Origin of the sequence: Exiguobacterium artemiae 255-15 (assembly GCF_000019905.1) — a bacterium.
In the GTDB taxonomy this organism is placed as follows: Bacteria; Bacillota; Bacilli; order Exiguobacteriales; family Exiguobacteriaceae; genus Exiguobacterium_A; species Exiguobacterium_A artemiae.
Genome location: NC_010556.1, coordinates 1100617 through 1120079 on the forward strand (window position 1 = coordinate 1100617; position 19463 = coordinate 1120079).

Consider the following 19463-nt stretch of genomic DNA (forward strand, 5'->3'; position numbering starts at 1 on the left):
TACAGACAGAAACCACACGAATTTAGGGAGAGATGAAGATGGACGTACAGACACTATACGAACAAATCGTGGAGCATCCGTCAACGGATGAGATGCAGGAAAATGCCAATGTCGACGGAAAATCGCCGCTCGGCAAGCTGAACCGCCTTGCAGCTGTCACTGCAAAACAGATGATGCAGGACATGTTGTTATCAGCAGAAGCGAAACAGGCGCTTGCTGAAAACATCATCTACATCCATGATGCCGACTATTACGTGACCGGGACGACGACCTGTGTCCAACTGCCGCTCGGACGATTGTTAACGGACGGTTTTACAATGACCCACGGATCGATCCGTCCGGCACAGGATATCCGGTCGGCGTTAGCACTCGCCGCCATTATCATGCAGGCGAATCAGAATATGCAACACGGCGGGCAATCCTATCCGATGTTCGATTTTGATCTGGCCCCGTTTGTCGAAAAAACCTTTCAGCGGCAACTGAAGAAAATCCGGGAACTGGTTCCGAAATGGTCAAATCGACGCAAGCGGGCCTATGCGATGTCGGAAACGTATGAGCTGACCTATCAAGCATGTGAAGCGTTTATTCATAATACGAATTCGATGCATTCACGCGGTGGCGGCCAAGTGCCGTTCATTTCCATCAATTACGGAACAGATACCTCAACGTTCGGCCGGCTGTTGATTCGGGCATTGCTTGAAGCCACTCGGGCAGGACTTGGAAAAGGGGAGACGCCGATTTTTCCGATCCAGATTTTTAAGGTTAAAACAGGAGTCAATTTTCAGTCGGAAGACCCGAACTATGACCTGTTTCAACTGGCGACGGAAGTGACCGGGAAACGTCTGTTTCCGAACTTTGCCTTTCTCGATGCGCCGTTTAACCAATCGACTGGTACACCGGACGAAGAAGTAGCCTACATGGGGTGCCGGACACGTGTGCTTGAAAACCGGCAAGGTCGAGCTTCTGTCGTCGGACGGGGAAATCTGTCATTTACGAGTCTGAATCTCGTCCGTCTCGCTTTGATGACACAAAGTCTGGACCGGATGTTTGAAGCCGTTACCACGTACACGACTTTGATTTGTGAACAATTGTTGGAACGTTATCACTATCAAGCCAATCGGACGGCCGATGAGTTTACTTTTTTGTACCGGCATATCTGGCGCGGCGGAGAGACGCTTGCTGGATCCGACCGGGTCGAACCCGTCTTACGGCAAGGAACGTTGTCTGTCGGGTTCATCGGTTTGGCGGAAGCCTTAATTGTCCTGACGGGGCAACATCACGGGGAATCGGAACTTGCTCACGGAATCGGTCAAGCCTTGATTCGATTGATACGGACGATCGCCGATCAGTACGGGGAGAAAACCGGTCTGAATTTTTCCGTCCTGGCGACACCGGCAGAAGGATTATCCGGTAAATTCACGGTTGCAGATAAAGAACAATTCGGTGTCATTGAACGTGTGACCGATAAGCCGTATTATACGAACTCGTTTCATCTGCCGGTCGGGACGAACGTGACCATCCGGGAAAAAATCCGGCTCGAAGCACCGTTTCATGCCTTATGTAACGGCGGACACATCACGTATGTCGAGACGGACGGGGCACTCGCTGAAAATCCGGAAGCCATCGAAGATATCGTCCGGCTGATGGCGGAATCGGGCATCGGGTACGGTTCGATTAATCATCCGATTGACCGATGTTTGACGTGCCGGACGGAACAGACAATGGAACAGGCATGTCCGGTGTGCGGCGGGGAAGAGATTGAACGGATTCGCCGGATTACCGGTTATCTGGTCGGAACGATGGACCGATGGAATCCTGCCAAGCGGGCGGAAGAACAGGACCGGGTGAAACATGCGGCTGCTTCAGATTCTCGCTGATTCTGTCGTCGACGGTCCGGGTCTGCGAACGGTCGTCTTTTTTGCCGGTTGCCCCCACCATTGTCCCGGGTGCCATAATCCGGATTCCTGGGCGGTTGAAGGCGGAGAGGACTGTAGCGTGGAGCAAGTCATTGAACAGATTCAACAGATGGGTTCGTACCGGGTGACGATTTCCGGCGGAGAACCATTTTTGCAACAGCAGGCGTTATCCGAACTGGTCCACGCATTGACCGGCTATGACATCTATCTGTTTACCGGTTATCGGCTCGAACAGTTGCTTGATGATACACAGGCCCGACAAATCCTGTCACAGGTGGACTGTTTAATTGATGGTCGGTATATCCAGAGACTTCACGATCACTCTTTAGCCATTCGCGGCAGTACCAATCAACGGATTTTCAATCGGGAACAGCTTCAACTCATTCTCGAATAAAAAACAGGTCGTTTCCTCTCACTAGACATGAGAAGAAACGACCTGTTTGAGGTTTAAGCATATTTCTTTTCACGTGCTTCATCAATGTGAACGACGTCTTGCTCGACTTTCCGTTTCTTAATGAAGAACGATAATCCTAAAGCCAGTAAGGCGAGCAACGTGGCGATGAAGAACGTATCATTGATGCCTTCGACCATCGATTGCGTGATGATCGTTTGCGGATTCGTCCCGGGCGTTGCATTTGCTGTCAGTTCTTTGGCATAGTCAGCGGTCCGTGATGTCATGACCGTAACGAGCAGTCCTGAACCAATCGCACCGGATACTTGCGACAACGTATTGTTGAGCGCCGTTCCGTGTGGTGTCAAATGTTGCGGGATATGATTCAATCCGTTTGTCATAACCGGCATCATGACCATCGAGATACCGAGGAAGCGTAACGTGTACATGATGACGAGGAACGAATACGCCGTATCCGCCGTCAGACGACTGAAGAAGAAAGTTGTCAAGACGGTCAAAGACAGACCGATCATGGCAAGGACCCGGGCACCAAAGCGGTCAAACAGACGACCGGTGATTGGTGACATGAATGCCATGACGAGTGCACCTGGCAACATCAAGAGACCGGAATGGAACGGTGAAATACCGCGGATCGTCTGGACGTAGATCGGCATCAGGATCATGGCGGAGAACATCGACATGTTCAAGACCATTGAAATCGCCTGCGATAAAGCAAACATCGGATATTTAAAGATCCGGAACTCAAGCATCGGTTCATCAAGCCGGAATTGGCGTATAATGAACGAGGCGAGACTGATGACACCGATGGCAAGCGCACCGATGACTGTGAAAGAATCCCAACCAGCTGAACCGGCTGAACTGAAACCGTACAGTAATCCACCGAATCCGAAACTCGAGAGGACAAGTGAAAGTTTTTCGAGACGGAGTGTGCTTGTAACGACTTCTTTCTTTAATAAGAAAAATCCGATGACCAGAACGAGAAGAGAAATCGGTGTAACGATATGGAACAGCATCCGCCATTCATAATGTTCAAGCACCCAACCGGATAATGTCGGACCGATGGCGGGTGCGAACGTGATGACTAGACCGAAAATCCCCATGGCTTGTCCGCGTTTTTCGATCGGGAAGCCGTTTAACAAAACGTTCATTAACAGCGGCATCATGATGGCGGAACCGGATGCCTGTAACATCCGCGAGCCGAGCAGGACCGGAAACAGATCGGCTTGACCGGCGACAATTGTGCCGATCGAGAACAATCCCATTGCCGTCAAGAACAACTGGCGCGTCGAAAACTTTTGAACGAGAAAAGCCGACGTCGGAATCATGATTCCGTTGACCAGCATATAGCCGGTTGTCAGCCATTGCGCCGTACTGGCTTCAATGTTGAATGATTTCATGATCGATGGTAAAGCGATATTTAACAGCGTCGAGTTCAGGACGGCGACGAAGGCGCCGGCCATCAAGACCGCTAAGATTAAATAAAGACGAGATGATTGCTTCGTTGATTGCATTTCGTTATGCTCCTTTTGTACAGTAAGTCTATTTTGTTATACACTGATTCTACGACTTAGCTATCTTACCGTCTGAAGAAAAACATTACAAATTATTTGCTTTATACACTAAAGTATATAGATGATTTTTGAAAAACAGATCATTTAAAGAAAAGGATAATGACATGAACCCGAAAAAGAAACAGCTCCTTGATGCTGCCTACCAACTGTTCGTCGAAAAAGGATACCAGTCAACCTCGATCCAGGACATTTTAGATCAAAGTGTCGTCTCCAAAGGAACATTCTATAATTATTTTTCGTCGAAAAACGAACTGTTCATTGATGTCTTCAACACCGTCTTCGAAAAGATGCGTAACGCCCGAAAAGAAATCCTGGTCGGACGCGACGTCTCGGATTACGAGACATTCATTCAGCAAGGGAACTGCTACCTCGAACTGATGCAGAAGTACAAACTGTATACGTTGTTTGAAGAAGCGATTGCTTCGAATGAAAAAGAATTAAAAGCGTTCATGGAAAATAACCGGCTGCTCGAAATCGAATGGACCTATCACCGGTTGCGCGATTTGTTCGGAGAAGCGAAAACACCGTATCTGCTCGATTTAGCAGTCATTTATACCGGCATGCTGCAATATGCGATGTACTTCTTCCGGCAATCGGAACGGAATACGCAACCGGAGCGGGTCGTCCGCTATGTCTTCAACCGGTTGACGCATCTCGTCGAAGATGTCAGCCGGACGGAAGAACAATTGATTCCGCCACGCTTCCTGTCGGTCTGGCTCGACCGTCCGCAAGATGAGGTCGTCATCCGGAAAGATTTATTCGAGAAGACGAATGCTCATATGAAGCAATTGATCACACTGTCCGTCATTTCAGAGGAATCAAAAGAAGCCCATGACGAGGTGCTTGATTTCATTTACGAAGAATTATTGGAACGGAAAAAACCGAAAATCCATCTGTTGAAGCGGGCACTCGAAACGTTGGCGGAAGATCCGATCTTCACCGGTCAGGAAATCATGGTCCGTTATCAGGAGATGGTCGATGAAATCGTCCGGATCCGGACGCGTCTTCAGTAAAGAAGGACTTGTTGTTTCAGGCAAAACCTCTTACTATAAAACGATGTATGTTAAACACATGAAATGAGGAATTAGATGTTTTCACAATGGAGAAAAGAATGGGTTCTGCAACCGAAAGCAGATTTGTTATCCGGTATCGTCGTTGCCTTGGCACTGGTTCCGGAAGCGATTGCCTTTTCCTTAATCGCCGGAGTCAATCCGATGGTCGGCTTATATGCGTCCGTCATCATTGCCATCATCATCTCGATTGCCGGCGGCCGCCCGGGGATGATCTCGGCAGCAACCGGAGCGATGGCGCTTGTCGTGGTCCAGCTCGTTAAAGATCATGGCGTCGATTATTTACTGGCGGCCGGTATCCTCGCAGGGATCTTCCAGATTATTTTAGGTCTTGCCGGCGTCGCGAAATTATTACGTTTTATTCCCCGGGCCGTCATGGTCGGGTTCGTCAATGCCTTGGCCATCTTGATTTTTTCGGCGCAGCTGCCGCAGTTTGAAGGACAGAACTGGATCATGTACGCGATGGTCGCGGCGTCCCTTGCGATCATCCTGATCTTCCCGCGGTTTACGAAAGTCATCCCGGCACCACTCGTCGCGATTACAATCATGACCATCCTGACGGTCGCCTTTTCGCTCGATACACGTGTCATCGGCGACATGGGTCAGATTTCAGCTTCGCTGCCGAACTTCTTCCTGCCAAATGTCCCGTTTTCACTGGAAACACTGCAAATCATTTTCCCGTATGCGTTGTCGCTTGCGTTCGTCGGTCTGATCGAGTCGTTGTTGACGGCGCGGATTGTCGATGAGATGACGAATACGACATCGAATAAAGCAATCGAATCCCGTGGACAAGGAATCGCCAACATCGTGGCCGGATTCTTTGGCGGTATGCCGGGCTGTGCGATGATCGGTCAATCGGTCATCAATGTCACATCCGGCGGTCGCGGTCGCTTGTCGACTTTCACAGCCGGAGCGTTTCTGATGCTTTTGATGGTGACGATGAACGATTTATTGATGACGATTCCGATGGGCGCCCTCGTCGGTGTCATGTTCTTTGTGTCGTACGCGACATTTGACTGGGGATCTTTCAAAATGCTGAAAAATTCTCCGAAAAGTGATTCTGCCGTCATGCTGGCAACGGTCCTCGTGACCGTCCTGACACATGATTTGTCAATGGGCGTACTGGTCGGGATTCTGCTTGCTGCGATTCTGTTCGCATCGAAGATTTCACGGATTGATGTGAAACGACATGCCGAAGGGAAAAACGTCGTCTACCGGATCAACGGCCCGATTTTCTTTGCGTCGACGACAGCGTTCGTCGAACAATTCGATGTGCCAGCAGACAGCGATTTCGAACGGATTACGCTTGATTTCACACAAGCCCACTTGTTTGATGATTCGGCGACGGAAGCGATTGAAACGGTTGTCTTGAAATATCAGGCGGCCGGTGTGTCAGTCGATTTGGTTTCATTAAATGAAGAATCACAGGCACTTGTCGACCGTTTAGCCCGTCGCATTGCCTGAAGAAGAACCGTCCGAGACGTATTTCGGGCGGTTCTTTTTTCGTGAAAGCAGACGGTTGGAGAAACTTTTCGGTATACTGGAAAAAAAGGGGGAATAGTCATGAAATGGTTTCGGTTTGAGCAAGAAGGAGAGTCACGGATTGGGGTCGAGGAAGCAGGTTACCGGTATGACGTGACAACGCAGGTCTATACGGATTCGTTGCTTGAAGTCATCGCACGGGGCTTCGAGATGGATCTTGATTTGGATGTCGCACCGCGGCTGAACGATGAGATCCGGTTACTCGCACCGTACATACCGCCTCGTAATGTGATTTGTGTCGGGAAGAACTATGCCGATCACATCAAGGAGATGGATACGGCAGGTGCCGGGAAATTCGTTTTATTTACGAAAGCACCGAGTTCCATCGTCGGTCCGTTTGAAGCAATCGAACGGCATGCTGATCTGACACAGCAACTCGACTACGAAGGTGAGCTCGCAATCATCATCGGGACGTCCGGTCGTGACCTGACGCCGGAAAATGCACTGGATCATGTCTTCGGCTACAGTATCGTCAATGATGTGACGGCACGGGATTTGCAAAAAGAGCATGTCCAGTTCTTCCGCGGCAAATCACTCGACGGGTTTTGCCCGTTCGGTCCGGTCATTGTGACGGAAGACAGCTTTGATCCGACGGATGTATTGGTTGAGACGCGCGTCAACGGTCAACTGCGTCAATCGGGTTCGACGAAGCTGATGCTCCGGGATGTCGTGACGATTTTAACAGAAGTTTCCCGCGGGATGACCCTTGAAGCAGGGGATATCATCGCAACAGGAACACCGGCCGGCGTCGGACACGGGATGAAGCCGCCGACGTATCTTCAGGATGGGGATGTCGTAGATATTTCGATTGAAGGAATCGGTCATCTGCAAAATCACGTCAAAGCCTATAAATGAATAATCAATGACCGTCTTGTTTAAAACCGCTCAGAGAATGAGCGGTTTTTTTACGTAAACGGTCATGGTATGACCGTTTTTGATGTATAATAGACGTATAACAGGATGTTATTGTCGAATAAAGTCGTATTTTGAAGGTTTTTTAACGGAAAACATAAAAAAATGAATGTTTTTGATTGATTTTTGGATGTAAACGCTTTATATTAAGGATGTGGAGGGAAACTCATGTTAACGAAAAAACGCCATCAACTGATTCTCGAGCTGCTCGCCCGGGAAGAAGTCGTCAAAATGCAAACCATTGTTGATCAGACGGGAGCCAGTGAATCAACGATTCGCCGCGACTTATCACAACTTGAATCGGCTGGTCACCTACGGCGGGTTCACGGTGGGGCAACCGCCAACCATATGCAGATTGATGAACCGAGTTATTTCGAGAAAAGTGACCGTTTCGTGGAAGAGAAGGACCGGATCGCGAAAGCAGCGGCCGACCTGATCGAAGACGGAATGTACGTGTATCTCGATGCAGGAACGACGACGCTAGCCATCGTCCCTTATCTCGAACAAAAGGCGATTACAGTCGTGACGAACAGTCTTCCTCTAGCGAACACGTTACTCTATCACCGTATCCCGACGTTCGTCGTCGGAGGGCAACTCAAGCATTCGACCCAAGCACTTGTTGGTTACAATGCGCGTGAAGGAATGTTGATTTACCATTTTGATGTCGCTTTCCTTGGGATGAACGGTGTTCATCCGACTCAAGGTTTCACGACACCAGATCCGGAAGAGGCACTCGTTAAGAAGACCGCGATTGAGTTAGCGAAAAAGTCTTATGTATTAGTCGATGAGACGAAACTGGATGACATCAGTTTCAGCCGGGTCGCGTCACTGCGGGCGGCAACGATTATCACGATGACATCCAGTGAACAGGAAGCGAAATACAGTCAATATACAGAGGTGGTGAACGCGAAATGATTTATACACTGACACTCAACCCATCAATCGATTATTACGTCACGTTGCCGGTATTTGAGGCCGGACAAGTCAATCGTGTGGAACAAGCGGAAAAAGTAGCAGGTGGAAAAGGAATCAATGTCTCACTCGTCTTAAGAAACTACGACGTCGAGACGGAAGCTCTTGGATTTTTAGGTGGCAGTACGGGGCAATTCATTCGTAACGAACTGGAAAAACAAGGTGTCCTGACCGCATTCACACCGATTGCCGATGAAACGCGGATCAACGTTAAGATCCGTGCCGATCAGGAATCGGAACTTAATGCGGCAGGTCCTCAAATCAAGGATGAAGAATTACAGGCGTTACTGGCTGCGTTCGAAACGATGCAGCCGGGTGACATCGTCGTCTTCGCCGGCAGCATTCCAAGCAGTCTGCCGCAGGATTTGTATCGGAAGATTGCACAAGTCCTGACGGAACGAGGCGTCAAATTCGCCGTCGATACGACGAAGGAAGCGATGCTTGAAGTTTTACCGCTCGGTCCGTTCATGATCAAGCCGAACCATCATGAACTCGGTGAAATTTTTGATGTCGATATCACGTCAAAAGAAATGGCTGTCCCGTATGCGCAACAACTTGTTGAACGCGGCGCGGAAAATGTCATCATCTCTTTTGCGGGTGACGGAGCGTTACTCGTCAACAAGCAGGGGGCCTACACGGCGAACACACCAGCCGGTAAGCTGATCAACTCAGTCGGTGCCGGAGATTCACTCGTCGCAGGATTCGTCGCCAGTTACGCGCTCGGACGGCCGCCGGAAGAAGCGTTCCGGTACGCAGTCACGACAGGCAGTGCGTCCGCTTACTCGTTTGGATTATGTACAAAAGAAGATATTGACCGTTTACTGACCGATGTCCAAGTCGTTGAACTCATTCAATCCTAAAAGGAGTGACAAACTCATGAAAATTACAGATCTGTTAACACGTGATACGATCCAACTCGATTTACGTTCGTCGAATAAAGCAGCTGTCATCGATGAACTCGTCGATGTACTCAATCGTGCCGGAAAATTAAATGACCGCTCGGCTTACCGCGAAGCCATCCTGGCCCGGGAAGCACAAAGTACGACCGGACTCGGTGAAGGAATCGCGATTCCGCATGCGAAGACGGCAGCCGTTAAATCACCGGCCATCGCTTTTGGACGTTCGACAGGAATCGATTACGAAGCACTTGACGGACAACCAAGCCGCTTGTTCTTCATGATTGCTGCCGGCGAAAATGCCGACAACGCGCACCTTGAAACATTATCAAAACTGTCTGTCTACTTGATGGACATGAAGTTCCGTGATACGATTCTTTCCGCTCGTTCGGAAGATGAAGTCATCGCTGCGATCGAAGCAAAAGAACGGGAAGAAGAAGGTCCGGTCGACGTCTCGTCGTCAAGTGTCGCACAGGACGCACCATATATTCTTGCCGTCACAGCATGTCCGACCGGTATTGCCCATACGTATATGGCAGCAGATGCCCTCCGTCAAAAAGCGGAAGAAATGGGTGTCCGCATCAAAGTCGAGACAAACGGTTCGACCGGCGTGAAAAACGGTCTGACAAGTCAAGATATTCAAGAAGCGACAGCAATCATCGTCGCTGCGGATAAAGCCGTCGAGATGGATCGTTTCAACGGGAAACACGTTGTCGAAGTTCCGGTCGCTCAAGGAATCCGTAAACCAAAAGAACTGATTGACCGTGCCGTTAAACAGGATGCACCGGTGTATAAAGGCAGTGGATCAAGCGACAGCTCGAAACCGGCCCGCGGCGGCTTCTACAAACACCTGATGAGCGGGGTTTCCGCCATGTTGCCACTCGTTGTTGCCGGCGGACTCTTAATCGCAATCAGCTTCTTCTGGGGCATCAACTCAGCGAATCCGGAAGATCCGTCATATAACGAATTTGCCGCTCAATTGATGTCGATTGGTAAAGCAGCCTTTGGTCTCTTAATTCCGATTCTTGCCGGATTCATCGCGATGTCGATTGCCGATAAACCGGGTCTCGCACCAGGTTTGATTGCCGGGTTCCTCGCAAGCCAAGGGAACGCTGGATTCCTCGGCGGATTGATTGCCGGTTTCCTTGCCGGTTATGTCGTTCTCTTACTGATCAAAGTCTTACAAGGTCTTCCGAAAGCTCTTGAAGGGATCAAACCAGTCTTGCTTTACCCGCTGTTCGGTTCATTCATCACAGGTATGATCATGTTGCTTGTCATCAACGAACCGATCGCTGCTTTCATGACATGGTTGACAGATTCACTCAACGGTCTCAGTGGCGGTAACGCGATCCTGCTCGGTATGCTCGTCGCAGCAATGATGGCGATCGATATGGGTGGTCCAATCAACAAAACGGCTTATGTCTTCGGAACAGCCGCTTTAACAGCAGGAAACACGGAAGTCATGGCAGCCGTCATGGCGGGTGGTATGGTTCCACCACTTCTCGTCGCATTCTCGTCTACATTGTTCGCACGTAAGAAATTTACACCGCAAGAACGCGAAGCCGGTATCGCTGCTTACGCAATGGGTGCTTCATTCGTCACAGAAGGTGCGATTCCATTCGCAGCAGCCGATCCACTTCGTGTCATCCCGTCAAGCGTCATCGGTTCAGCAATCGCCGGTGCATTGACAATCGTCTTCGGTGTGTTGCTTCCGGCACCACACGGCGGTGTGTTCGTCTTCCCATTACTTGACGGACCATCAGGCACATTAATGGCCGTTCTTAGCTACGCTGGTGCGATCTTAATCGGAGCACTTGTCGGAGCTGCCATCCTCTCGATCTTGAAAAAACCGCTCGTCGATCAAGAAGTTGCGAAAAAAGAAATGACTTCTGGCACGGGAACAAAAGCTTCATAAGAAAAAATTATTCGATAAAATCACTCCAAGGCGACTTGGAGTGATTTTTTAATTGCCTTTTTCGGGTATTAGAGCAAGAATAGGGGGCGTATCCCCACTATAAAAGGAGGTTTGTATATGGGCGGTCAGTCTTTACAAATCGGACCACGTACCATCAAGACCGGACTTGCGGTCATTTTGGCGCTGATTATCAGCAACCTGTTTAATCTGAGCCCGATCCTACCTGCGATTTCGGCAGCGACAACGTTATTACCGTCCGTTTATCAGACATGGAAACAATTCCTCGAGGAAGCGGAAGCTAACCTGATCGGAGCCTTCCTGACGCTTGTCTCGTTATGGATTCTAGGTGACAACCCGGCTAATCCACTGGCAATCGGAATCGTCATCATGGCCGCCATCTCAATTTTACTAGCATTTGGTTTCGGCCGGACGATTCCCCACGTCGTCTTGATGATCATCGTCATCCTGGAAAGTGTTGAAGGGGCGACGGATCCGTTGTGGCAAATCGTCCTGATCCGTTACTTACTCGTCATGCTCGGAATCGGGTGTGCACTTGGTGTCAACGCGTTGATTTTCCCGCCGCGTTACGGAAATGTCTATTATCAAAAAGCTTCGAAACTGTTCGAAAAATTACTCGTCGTGACCCGGGCGATTGCCTTTGAAGGGAAAGTCACGCCGTACCGGTCAGCAATCGACAAAATGGGCCGCTTGATGCTCGAGACGAAGACGCTGTTCAACTTACACCGCGAAGAAATTCGCGGATCCCGGCAGCGGCATGTCTCGTTACTGCGGAACCTGATCATTCTGCAACATATGCAGTCGTGTCTCGAACGGGGTGTTGCGACGGCAGAACGGTTCCGGGAGCGGGAGAAGGCGTTGAATTCAATTGCTGATGAGTTGCGGAGCGAGTTGTTTTATCACCTGATGCATATCGCTCAGCGGCAGGAAAAAGTCTTGTTGACGTACGACCTGTTATTGACGGAAGAACCGCTGGCGATGGAAGATCTCGTCAAAGAAAACATCGCCTTCGTCAAACACTCGTTCCTCGACCGGGACGAACTAGAAGAGGAAATCATCATGGAAATCCTGCCAATCGTCGTCGCGATGAACGAGTGGATTCAGGAACTGGAATTGTTTGAAAAACGGCTGAACGGAGCGCTTCGTCGCCATGTCACATCGCTGTCGATCGAACAAAAATCAGTCCGGGACAAAACCTTTAACCGATTTAAACGAAAAAAAGCGATTGACGAGAGCCAAAAGTAAGCGTATAGTCCTCCTTAACAACACTTTAGTTGCTAACAGCATAACAGCATAACAGAATGAAAGATATGGACAAAGACGAAACCGAAGTAGAAACAATCTCCCTGTTTCAGAGAGCACGTGGCGCTGCGAACGTGTACACAGATTGAATCGAATTACAGTTTCCGAGTCTCTTGCCACGCAAGCGGAGAAAACCGTTATCCCGTAATGAAGCGATCTATGTCTACGTAGATTATCAGGGTGGTACCGCGGCCTTTTGTCGTCCCTGTCGAACATCTTTGTTCGGCAGGGACTTTTTGTTGTTCATCTACTTTCAAGGGGGAATTCATATGTCTACACCAATCATTCCAAGTCACTTACAACCACACGTCGCACCACAGCACTACGACGATTACACGCCGACGGATCACGCGGTCTGGCGTTACGTCATGCGACTGAATTTAAAGACGTTACAAGACACGGCCCATCCGGCATACCTCGAAGGACTCGCTGCGTCCGGTATTAGTCCGGAACGGATTCCGGATGTCCGGGAGATGACGGCCAATTTGAGCCGGGGCGGCTGGGGAACAGTTGCCGTTGACGGCCTGATACCGGGTGTCGCATTCTTTGACTTCCAAGGACACGGTTTGTTACCGATCGCAACGGATATCCGAAAGGTCGACAATATTCTCTACACACCGGCACCGGACATCTTGCACGAAGCAGCGGGACATGCACCAATCCTGATGAATCCGACGTACGCGGAATTCGTTCGCCGGTTCGGTGAGATTGGTGCCCATGCCTTTAACCATAAAGCGGAGCACGACGTCTTCAAAGCGTTGAAAAAATTGACGATTGTCAAAGAAAGTCCGTTTTCGACACCGGCTGACATCGAGCAGGCGGAAATTGCCCTTGCTGAAACCCGGACCCATGTGACGGGAATCTCGGAAGCGAATGAAATTTCACGTCTGTTCTGGTGGACGGTTGAGTTTGGTCTCATCGGTGATCTCGACAATCCGCAAATCTACGGAGCCGGTCTTCTTTCGTCCGTCGGTGAAAGCCGTCACTGTCTGACAGACGCGGTCGTCAAACATCCGTTTTCACTTGCGAAAGCACTGGCGACGAAACATGACGTCACGAGCATGCAAAAAGAACTGTTTGTCTGCGAATCATTCGAACAGCTCCGGGAAGCCCTGGAGGAGTTCGCGCAGACGATGTCATACGTCCGCGGCGGTATCCACGGATTGACGAAAGCCGTCGAGTCAGGCAACCTTTCGACGCTTGTCTTTGACAGCGGCGTCTCGCTCGTCGGTGTACCGGCAACACAGGAAATCCATGAAACCCTACACATCGTCAAGCTGACCGGTCCAACGGCACTCGCTGCGAAAGGTGAAGTTATGACAGGACAAGGGCTTGCCGATCATCCGGAAGGTTTTACACTTCTTCACGGACCGGAGCTGAATGAAGTCCTGCTCCAGGTCAAGGTCGGGGAGCAACTTGACTGGACAGAAGGTACAGTTCACCTCACGGGACAAATTTCAGCGATTCAAAACGTCAACGGTCACCGGGCACTCGTCGTCCTGGAAGAAGCTCAATTGACGAACGACGGTCAAACGACGGCAATGGACCGGATGGAGTTAGTCGTCGGAGACATCACGTCGGCTTTCCCGGGAACAGAAGTCGAAGCGTTAAAACCAATTCCGGAGACAGTCGAATTCGAACGGATCGAACGTCCGTTGACAGCAGCCGACCCGATTTTTGAAGCCATTCGGGAAATGCGGGAAGGACGGACCGACCGTCAACTGTTGCCGCAACTGATTGACCGGACGTTGACTCAATTACCGGATGCCTGGTTGTTGCGTCTTGAATTACTGGAACTGGCGGATGAAGTCGACCAGCCGCGACTAATGGCTGATCTCGACCGTCTGAAGCAGACGTCGGTCGAACGGGAAGAACTGATTACACGCGGTATGCGTCTGCTGGATCTCGTCCGGTAAGCGGACGGTCGAGAAATCCCTTGAAACCTGTTAGAATGGAAACCGTGTGAAAGTGAAACGGAACAGGGGAGTGACCGATATGAAACAACCGAACTACTATCAGGACGTCAAACAATTCCATCAGACGTTCCATCATCCGGGGGCGGATCAACCGACAGCGATTCCGCTCGACCGCGGTGTCAAACGGGCGACCTGGACAGCAGAAGAAGCAGTCGTCGAGTTCCTGCATCAGTCGTCGCAAAACGAAACGGAGTTTTTAGCTGCCATCGAGACGTTTAAGGCAGGACTCGATCAGGCCGTTAAAAAATCACTGAAGGAAACCTATCCGGTGACGGAAGTCGAACGGCTCGTCGGTCAAGGCGATGCCTTGACGGATGCCCTGTACTTCATCATGGGCAGTTTTGTTGAAGCCGGTCTTGAGCCGGGGCCGTTGTTCGAAATCGTCCAACAGGCCAACATGGCGAAACTCGGTCCGGACGGCCAACCGATTTTCCGGGAATCGGATCAGAAGGTCATGAAGCCGGACGGCTGGTTGCCGCCGGAGCCGCAACTCGAAGCAGAAGTAGTGCGCCAAATGAAAGAAAAAGCATGAAAAAAGGAAGTAAGCCGCACATGCGGTTTACTTCCTTTTTGTTCAGACCTGATAACGGGACAACGACAACTTCCCGGGACGTTCAAAGACGATGCCTTCCGCCTCGAGTGCCAATTGCTGTTCATCACCGTCGAGTGAAATCTCACCTTTCGCATTCAAGACACGGTACCAGGGCAACTGTTCCGTCCGGCTCAGGCTGTGAAGAATCCAGGCGACTTGCCGGGCGGCCCTAGGATTTCCGGCAAGCCGGGCCACTTGACCGTACGTCATGACACGTCCTGCCGGAATTGAACGAATGACGTCAACGACTTCTTGTGTGAACGGAATCAAGGGGTTTCGTTGGTCGAGACGATGTATTGTTGAATCTTGTCATCTTCGTCAAATCCAATCGTGACATCAGTGATTCCCTGTTGAAGCCGGATTTTCAGTTCGAGCCGGTCTTTGATGTCATCGGCCTGGGCAATCGTCAACGCCGGATCGACTTCAATCTCGACTTCGACATGGAAATGATCGCCTTCCTTGATGACTTCAAGTTTGCTGATGTCCCGGACATCGGCATCTTGCATGATAAGCCCGCCGAGCCGTGCTGCCATCGTTTCGTCGGCTTCTCCGAGGGCGCCGGCTGCATTTTGTAAAAAGACGTTGCCGACGACATAAAACATCATCAGTCCGATGATGATCGAGGCAATGCCTTCCGCCTGATGAAACGGTGTCAGATGCGAGATGATGACGGCGATCATTGCGACAAGTCCGCCGGCCGTTGCGACCAAATCCTCGAGAAAGACAAGGCGTGTCGCCGGTTTTGCATGCTTTAAGGCACGGAAACTGTCGAGAATCAATTTCGGACCTTTTGTCGTGATACGGGCATCATGTGCGATTTCCTGCATCGCTTTATAAAAGACACCACTTTCGAGGACGACACCGACGAATAAGACGGACAGAGTGATCCAGAAACCGGTTGATTCGTTCGGTTGGATGATGTGGGCAATCCCTTCATGAATCGTTTCGTAGGCCATGATGCCAACGAATAAAATCGCACCGAGCAACACAAGGTTGACGAGACGGCCAAATCCGTTCGGGAACCGTTTCGTCGGCGCCTTCTTACTGAGGGCGGAACCGATGAAGACGAAAAACTGGTTGGCGGCATCGCCGAACGTGTGCATCATCTCGGCGAACATGGCAACGTTTCCTGTTAAGACGTAAGCGACCGCTTTGATGACGGCAATGATCGAGTTAACGATTCCGGCGGTCAAGGCGGAGCGGTTACCGCGTTTTAATAATGTAATGAATTCTCCCATGATGCGTCTCCTTTAGCTAATAAACTTGATTACTAATAGTAGTATGTTACACCAGATGGCTTGCTTAAAACCAATTCAAACAAAAAAAGACCAAATCGCTACAAGGCGATTCGGTCCAAAAAAGCTTATTATAAATCTACTTTTTTGTTGATTTCATTCGAGTCGTCGTTACCGACGGCTTTTTTCAACAGCTGTTTGACGGATTTCGTCGTGTTTCCAGTTTCCCAGTATTCTGCGCCTTCCGTATTGACCTTGATCAGGACGACTTTCGGATCTTCATACGTCGTTCCGAGGTACGCTTCATAACGTGGGCTCCATAATTCTTTTTTACGGGCTACGTCTTCGACGAATTCAGCTTTCCCGCGGATCGAGACGTACGATTTGTCGACATAGGCGACGTTGACGTTCGGATTTTTAAGGATTTCATTATATTTGCCTGTATCTTTTGATGTAAGGAACCAGAGATCGCCATCGAACTCGATATCCTGAGTTTGCATCGGACGGGAGACAAGACCTTCATCTGAGATCGTCGTCAGCATCGCTGTTTCGATTTTATCGATTAATTTTTTGACCGTTTCAACGGCTTCTTGATTTGATGTATGGTTCGTTGACATGAAAAACACCTCATCCTCTAAGTTTTAATTGCGGCTACTTTAAGAATGTTCCCTGAATTTCAAATTGAAAACGTCGCCATCCGGTAAACAGGCAGTTTAATTGCATTCGGTTATTGGACAGGCGTACAGTTTAGACATGAAGTCAACACCATAGGGAGAGATTATAGATGAAATTAAGTATTTTAGACCAATCGCCGGTCTCAAAAGGACAGACCCCGTCAGAAGCTTTACAGGAAACGGTAGACCTTGCGAAGATTGCTGATGAACTCGGATATACACGGTTATGGGTATCAGAACACCATTTTGCGAAAACACTTGCCGGATCAAGTCCGGAAGTCTTGATTGCTTACATGGCAGCCGTTACGAAACAGATCCGTCTCGGTTCAGGAGGCGTCATGTTACCGCATTACAGTCCGTATAAAGTCGCGGAGAACTTCCGTGTCCTCGAGGGACTTGCACCAAACCGGATCGATTTAGGTCTCGGTCGGGCACCGGGTGGCATGCCGCTCGCAACCCGCGCCCTTCAGGAAGGATCGTCCACACGATTCGGCGGAGCCGATTACGGCGCACAACTCGATGATCTCGTCGATTATTTAAAAGACGGGGCCCCGGCTGATCACCGGTTTGCAGGACTTGTTGCGACACCGGAAGTCGATACGACACCGGAAGCCTGGTTGCTCGGGTCAAGCGGCGGCAGTGCCTTGAATGCGGCGCAGCGCGGATTTGGTTTCGCGTTTGCCCACTTCATCAACGGACAGGGTGGTCAAGAAGTGATGGATTATTACCGTCATAACTTCATGGCGACGTCGTTTAATGAGACGCCGCAGACACTCGTCTCGATTTTCGTGACATGTGCCGAGACAACGGAAGAAGCGGAACGATTGGCTTCGAGTCTTGATTTGTCATTGCTCCTGCTTGAGAAAGGTGTCTCGTCAACAGGCACGCCGACTCCGGAAGAAGCGGCGGCTTACCAGTACTCGTTCCAAGATCAGTTCCGGATCGCCGAAAACCGGAAACGGATGATTGTCGGAAATCCGGAAGACGTCGCGCGTCAGTTGCAAAACCTCGCCGATTCATATGGAACAGATGAAGTGATGATTGCTTCGATGATTGCCGACAAGGATGCGAAACAACAATCACTCCGTCTGATTATGGATGCAGTCAAAGCAACGGTTTAAGTCTATCAAAACGTTCATCTCAGCTCGCTGAGGTGGACGTTTTTTCTGTTTCAAGCTGGTTTTCCGGTAAGCGTTCGATTTTGATATCGTGCCGCAAGTGAAAGAATCCGATACTGACGGTCACGAGTAAACCGAATGAACTGATCCCGAGAATCAGAGTGAGGGAAACGTGATCACTTAAGAAGCCGAATAACAACATACCGAGTGGAATGATGCCCATCGCAAGGGATTCCATGACACCGATGACCCGTCCTAAGTAAGCAGGGTCTGTTTGACGCTGGACGAGGAGTTGAATCGGAATGTTTGCCCGGAGGAGGATAAATCCGACGATGAAAGAGAAAACGAAAAAATAACCGAACGTCCAGTTTGATGGAATAAGGTCGAGTAACGGTAATACTGGTGAAAGAAACAGCATACCGACTAAAGCAATCGACTGAAACAATGTCACCAACGGACGCTTGATCGTAAAACGAGGCAGAGCAAGCATCAGGGAGCTGAGCAACAGACCCGTACCTAAAGCGGCTTCAATTGTTCCGAATTGGAAGGCGGTGAAGGTAAGGCGATCGAGCAGGATGATCGGATAGATGACTTCCAATGCAATGAAAAAGAAATTCAAGACAAGTGCCATCAAGATGAGTATCGTCAGGACACGTTGTTTGAATAAATAGCGGTAACCTGATTGAAAGTCTGTCCAAAATGAAGGTGAGCTTTCTTCACCGGCAGAAGGAATTACCCGGAACGTCAGCCGCATGTTCCAAAGTGCGGCGAGTGAAAACAAGCTAAACGGTAAGAGGGTGAAGAGGTGGATCGGTGCAAAGGCTAACAGGAAACCAGCGAGCATCGGAGCAACGATTGAGGAAAGGGAACTGATACTTGAAATGAGGGAATTACCACGTTGTAGTTCCGCATCATCAAGCAATCGTGTCAACGAACTCATCAAAGTGACGGAAAGGAAGGTTGAAAGAGCAGTCAACAGGGCGCTGACAATCATGTAATGCATCGTCTGGACAGGAAAAAAGGTCGCGTAACCTGCAAATACGGCAAGTATGAAGGCACTTGATGCTTCGGTCGTGACGATGATTTTTTTCCGGTTCCAGCGATCAGACAGAACACCGGCAACAGGGGATAACAGAATCCGCGGCAGTGTCCCGGCGAGTAAGACAAGTGCGAATTGAAGCCCGGATGAAGTTTCCCGTAAAACGGTCAGACCGGCGACGAACGTAAACAGACTGGCGGCGAATAATGAACAAAACTTACCGAATAACAACCGTTGTAAATTTTTCGACATCATAATTCCTCCTTTTTGTTCAATTTAATTGAACTTTCCTTTATACTAGAG

General features: G+C 49.8%; 17 protein-coding genes and 1 other annotated feature. Of the genes, 12 read left to right on the plus strand and 5 right to left on the minus strand.

Features of this window, described 5'->3' with window-relative positions:
• Positions 1-38 precede the first annotated feature (38 nt).
• Both EXIG_RS05575 and nrdG read left to right on the plus strand, forming a co-directional pair.
• A complete protein-coding gene (locus tag EXIG_RS05575; RefSeq protein WP_012369953.1) occupies positions 39-1877 on the plus strand; it encodes an anaerobic ribonucleoside triphosphate reductase in 1839 nt (612 codons plus the stop codon).
• Complete coding sequence (nrdG, locus tag EXIG_RS05580) at positions 1852-2310, plus strand: anaerobic ribonucleoside-triphosphate reductase activating protein (protein ID WP_012369954.1); 459 nt, start codon at positions 1852-1854, stop codon at positions 2308-2310. Before EXIG_RS05575 ends, nrdG begins: the two co-directional genes overlap by 26 nt.
• A 53-nt stretch (positions 2311-2363) precedes the next feature.
• On the opposite strand, the gene EXIG_RS05585 is transcribed toward nrdG, so the two are convergent.
• On the minus strand, positions 2364-3839 hold the full coding sequence (locus EXIG_RS05585) for a DHA2 family efflux MFS transporter permease subunit (RefSeq protein WP_012369955.1): 1476 nt from the start codon (positions 3837-3839) through the stop codon (positions 2364-2366).
• A gap of 164 nt (positions 3840-4003) precedes the next feature.
• Here EXIG_RS05585 and EXIG_RS05590 point away from each other — a divergent pair, with 164 nt between their 5' ends.
• The 9 genes from EXIG_RS05590 (at position 4004) to EXIG_RS05630 (ending at position 15034) form a co-directional block, all read left to right on the plus strand.
• The gene (locus tag EXIG_RS05590; protein ID WP_012369956.1) at positions 4004-4912 is read left to right on the plus strand and encodes a TetR/AcrR family transcriptional regulator; all 909 of its coding nucleotides are present in this window, start codon (positions 4004-4006) and stop codon (positions 4910-4912) included.
• Positions 4913-4987: 75 nt separating this feature from the next.
• Positions 4988-6433: a SulP family inorganic anion transporter gene (locus EXIG_RS05595; protein ID WP_012369957.1), complete on the plus strand. Its 1446-nt coding sequence runs from the start codon at positions 4988-4990 to the stop codon at positions 6431-6433.
• 99 nt (positions 6434-6532) lie between these two features.
• Entirely contained in the window at positions 6533-7366 is an 834-nt protein-coding gene (locus EXIG_RS05600; protein WP_012369958.1) for a fumarylacetoacetate hydrolase family protein, read from the plus strand.
• A 225-nt stretch (positions 7367-7591) separates the two neighbouring features.
• Complete coding sequence (locus tag EXIG_RS05605; RefSeq protein WP_012369959.1) at positions 7592-8338, plus strand: DeoR/GlpR family DNA-binding transcription regulator; 747 nt, start codon at positions 7592-7594, stop codon at positions 8336-8338.
• Complete coding sequence (gene pfkB, locus EXIG_RS05610; RefSeq protein WP_012369960.1) at positions 8335-9255, plus strand: 1-phosphofructokinase; 921 nt, start codon at positions 8335-8337, stop codon at positions 9253-9255. Before EXIG_RS05605 ends, pfkB begins: the two co-directional genes overlap by 4 nt.
• Positions 9256-9271: 16 nt before the next feature.
• Positions 9272-11206 carry a PTS fructose transporter subunit IIABC gene (locus tag EXIG_RS05615; protein WP_012369961.1) on the plus strand — a complete coding sequence of 645 codons (1935 nt, stop codon included), beginning with the start codon at positions 9272-9274 and terminating at the stop codon, positions 11204-11206.
• Between the two features lie 117 nt (positions 11207-11323).
• Entirely contained in the window at positions 11324-12469 is a 1146-nt protein-coding gene (locus tag EXIG_RS05620) for an FUSC family protein (RefSeq protein ID WP_012369962.1), read from the plus strand.
• A 63-nt stretch (positions 12470-12532) separates the two neighbouring features.
• Positions 12533-12736: a binding site (T-box leader), on the plus strand.
• 59 nt (positions 12737-12795) lie between these two features.
• Positions 12796-14442, plus strand: a complete 1647-nt coding sequence (locus EXIG_RS05625) for an aromatic amino acid hydroxylase (protein ID WP_012369963.1) — start codon at positions 12796-12798, stop codon at positions 14440-14442.
• Positions 14443-14521: 79 nt separating this feature from the next.
• Complete coding sequence (locus EXIG_RS05630; RefSeq protein WP_012369964.1) at positions 14522-15034, plus strand: pyrophosphohydrolase domain-containing protein; 513 nt, start codon at positions 14522-14524, stop codon at positions 15032-15034.
• Between the two features lie 42 nt (positions 15035-15076).
• On the opposite strand, the gene EXIG_RS05635 is transcribed toward EXIG_RS05630, so the two are convergent.
• The 3 genes from EXIG_RS05635 to EXIG_RS05645 all read right to left on the minus strand — a co-directional run bounded on the left by EXIG_RS05635 (position 15077) and on the right by EXIG_RS05645 (position 16946).
• Positions 15077-15364 (minus strand): MGMT family protein, encoded by a 288-nt coding sequence (locus EXIG_RS05635; protein WP_012369965.1) that lies wholly within the window; start codon positions 15362-15364, stop codon positions 15077-15079.
• Positions 15361-16332 (minus strand): cation diffusion facilitator family transporter, encoded by a 972-nt coding sequence (locus EXIG_RS05640; protein WP_012369966.1) that lies wholly within the window; start codon positions 16330-16332, stop codon positions 15361-15363. Before EXIG_RS05640 ends, EXIG_RS05635 begins: the two co-directional genes overlap by 4 nt.
• 128 nt (positions 16333-16460) lie before the next feature.
• On the minus strand, positions 16461-16946 hold the full coding sequence (locus tag EXIG_RS05645; RefSeq protein WP_012369967.1) for a pyridoxamine 5'-phosphate oxidase family protein: 486 nt from the start codon (positions 16944-16946) through the stop codon (positions 16461-16463).
• 167 nt (positions 16947-17113) lie between these two features.
• On the opposite strand from EXIG_RS05645, the gene EXIG_RS05650 reads away from it, so the two are divergent.
• Complete coding sequence (locus tag EXIG_RS05650; RefSeq protein WP_012369968.1) at positions 17114-18124, plus strand: LLM class flavin-dependent oxidoreductase; 1011 nt, start codon at positions 17114-17116, stop codon at positions 18122-18124.
• Between the two features lie 19 nt (positions 18125-18143).
• Here the strand turns inward: EXIG_RS05650 and EXIG_RS05655 are convergent, their stop codons facing one another.
• Positions 18144-19412, minus strand: coding sequence for an MFS transporter (locus EXIG_RS05655; protein ID WP_012369969.1), 1269 nt, complete (start codon positions 19410-19412; stop codon positions 18144-18146).
• Between the last annotated feature and the right edge of the window lie 51 nt (positions 19413-19463).

Bases quoted from the DNA above. Each gene is read 5' to 3' on its own strand.
- pfkB (WP_012369960.1), top strand. From the start codon at position 8,335: ATGATTTATACACTGACACTCAACCCATCAATCGATTATTACGTCACG.
- EXIG_RS05590 (WP_012369956.1), top strand. From the start codon at position 4,004: ATGAACCCGAAAAAGAAACAGCTCCTTGATGCTGCCTACCAACTGTTC.
- EXIG_RS05585 (WP_012369955.1), bottom strand. From the start codon at position 3,839: ATGCAATCAACGAAGCAATCATCTCGTCTTTATTTAATCTTAGCGGTC.
- EXIG_RS05600 (WP_012369958.1), top strand. From the start codon at position 6,533: ATGAAATGGTTTCGGTTTGAGCAAGAAGGAGAGTCACGGATTGGGGTC.
- EXIG_RS05615 (WP_012369961.1), top strand. From the start codon at position 9,272: ATGAAAATTACAGATCTGTTAACACGTGATACGATCCAACTCGATTTA.
- EXIG_RS05640 (WP_012369966.1), bottom strand. From the start codon at position 16,332: ATGGGAGAATTCATTACATTATTAAAACGCGGTAACCGCTCCGCCTTG.
- EXIG_RS05630 (WP_012369964.1), top strand. From the start codon at position 14,522: ATGAAACAACCGAACTACTATCAGGACGTCAAACAATTCCATCAGACG.
- EXIG_RS05605 (WP_012369959.1), top strand. From the start codon at position 7,592: ATGTTAACGAAAAAACGCCATCAACTGATTCTCGAGCTGCTCGCCCGG.
- EXIG_RS05595 (WP_012369957.1), top strand. From the start codon at position 4,988: ATGTTTTCACAATGGAGAAAAGAATGGGTTCTGCAACCGAAAGCAGAT.
- EXIG_RS05650 (WP_012369968.1), top strand. From the start codon at position 17,114: ATGAAATTAAGTATTTTAGACCAATCGCCGGTCTCAAAAGGACAGACC.
- EXIG_RS05575 (WP_012369953.1), top strand. From the start codon at position 39: ATGGACGTACAGACACTATACGAACAAATCGTGGAGCATCCGTCAACG.
- EXIG_RS05645 (WP_012369967.1), bottom strand. From the start codon at position 16,946: ATGTCAACGAACCATACATCAAATCAAGAAGCCGTTGAAACGGTCAAA.
- EXIG_RS05625 (WP_012369963.1), top strand. From the start codon at position 12,796: ATGTCTACACCAATCATTCCAAGTCACTTACAACCACACGTCGCACCA.
- EXIG_RS05655 (WP_012369969.1), bottom strand. From the start codon at position 19,412: ATGTCGAAAAATTTACAACGGTTGTTATTCGGTAAGTTTTGTTCATTA.
- nrdG (WP_012369954.1), top strand. From the start codon at position 1,852: ATGCGGCTGCTTCAGATTCTCGCTGATTCTGTCGTCGACGGTCCGGGT.
- EXIG_RS05620 (WP_012369962.1), top strand. From the start codon at position 11,324: ATGGGCGGTCAGTCTTTACAAATCGGACCACGTACCATCAAGACCGGA.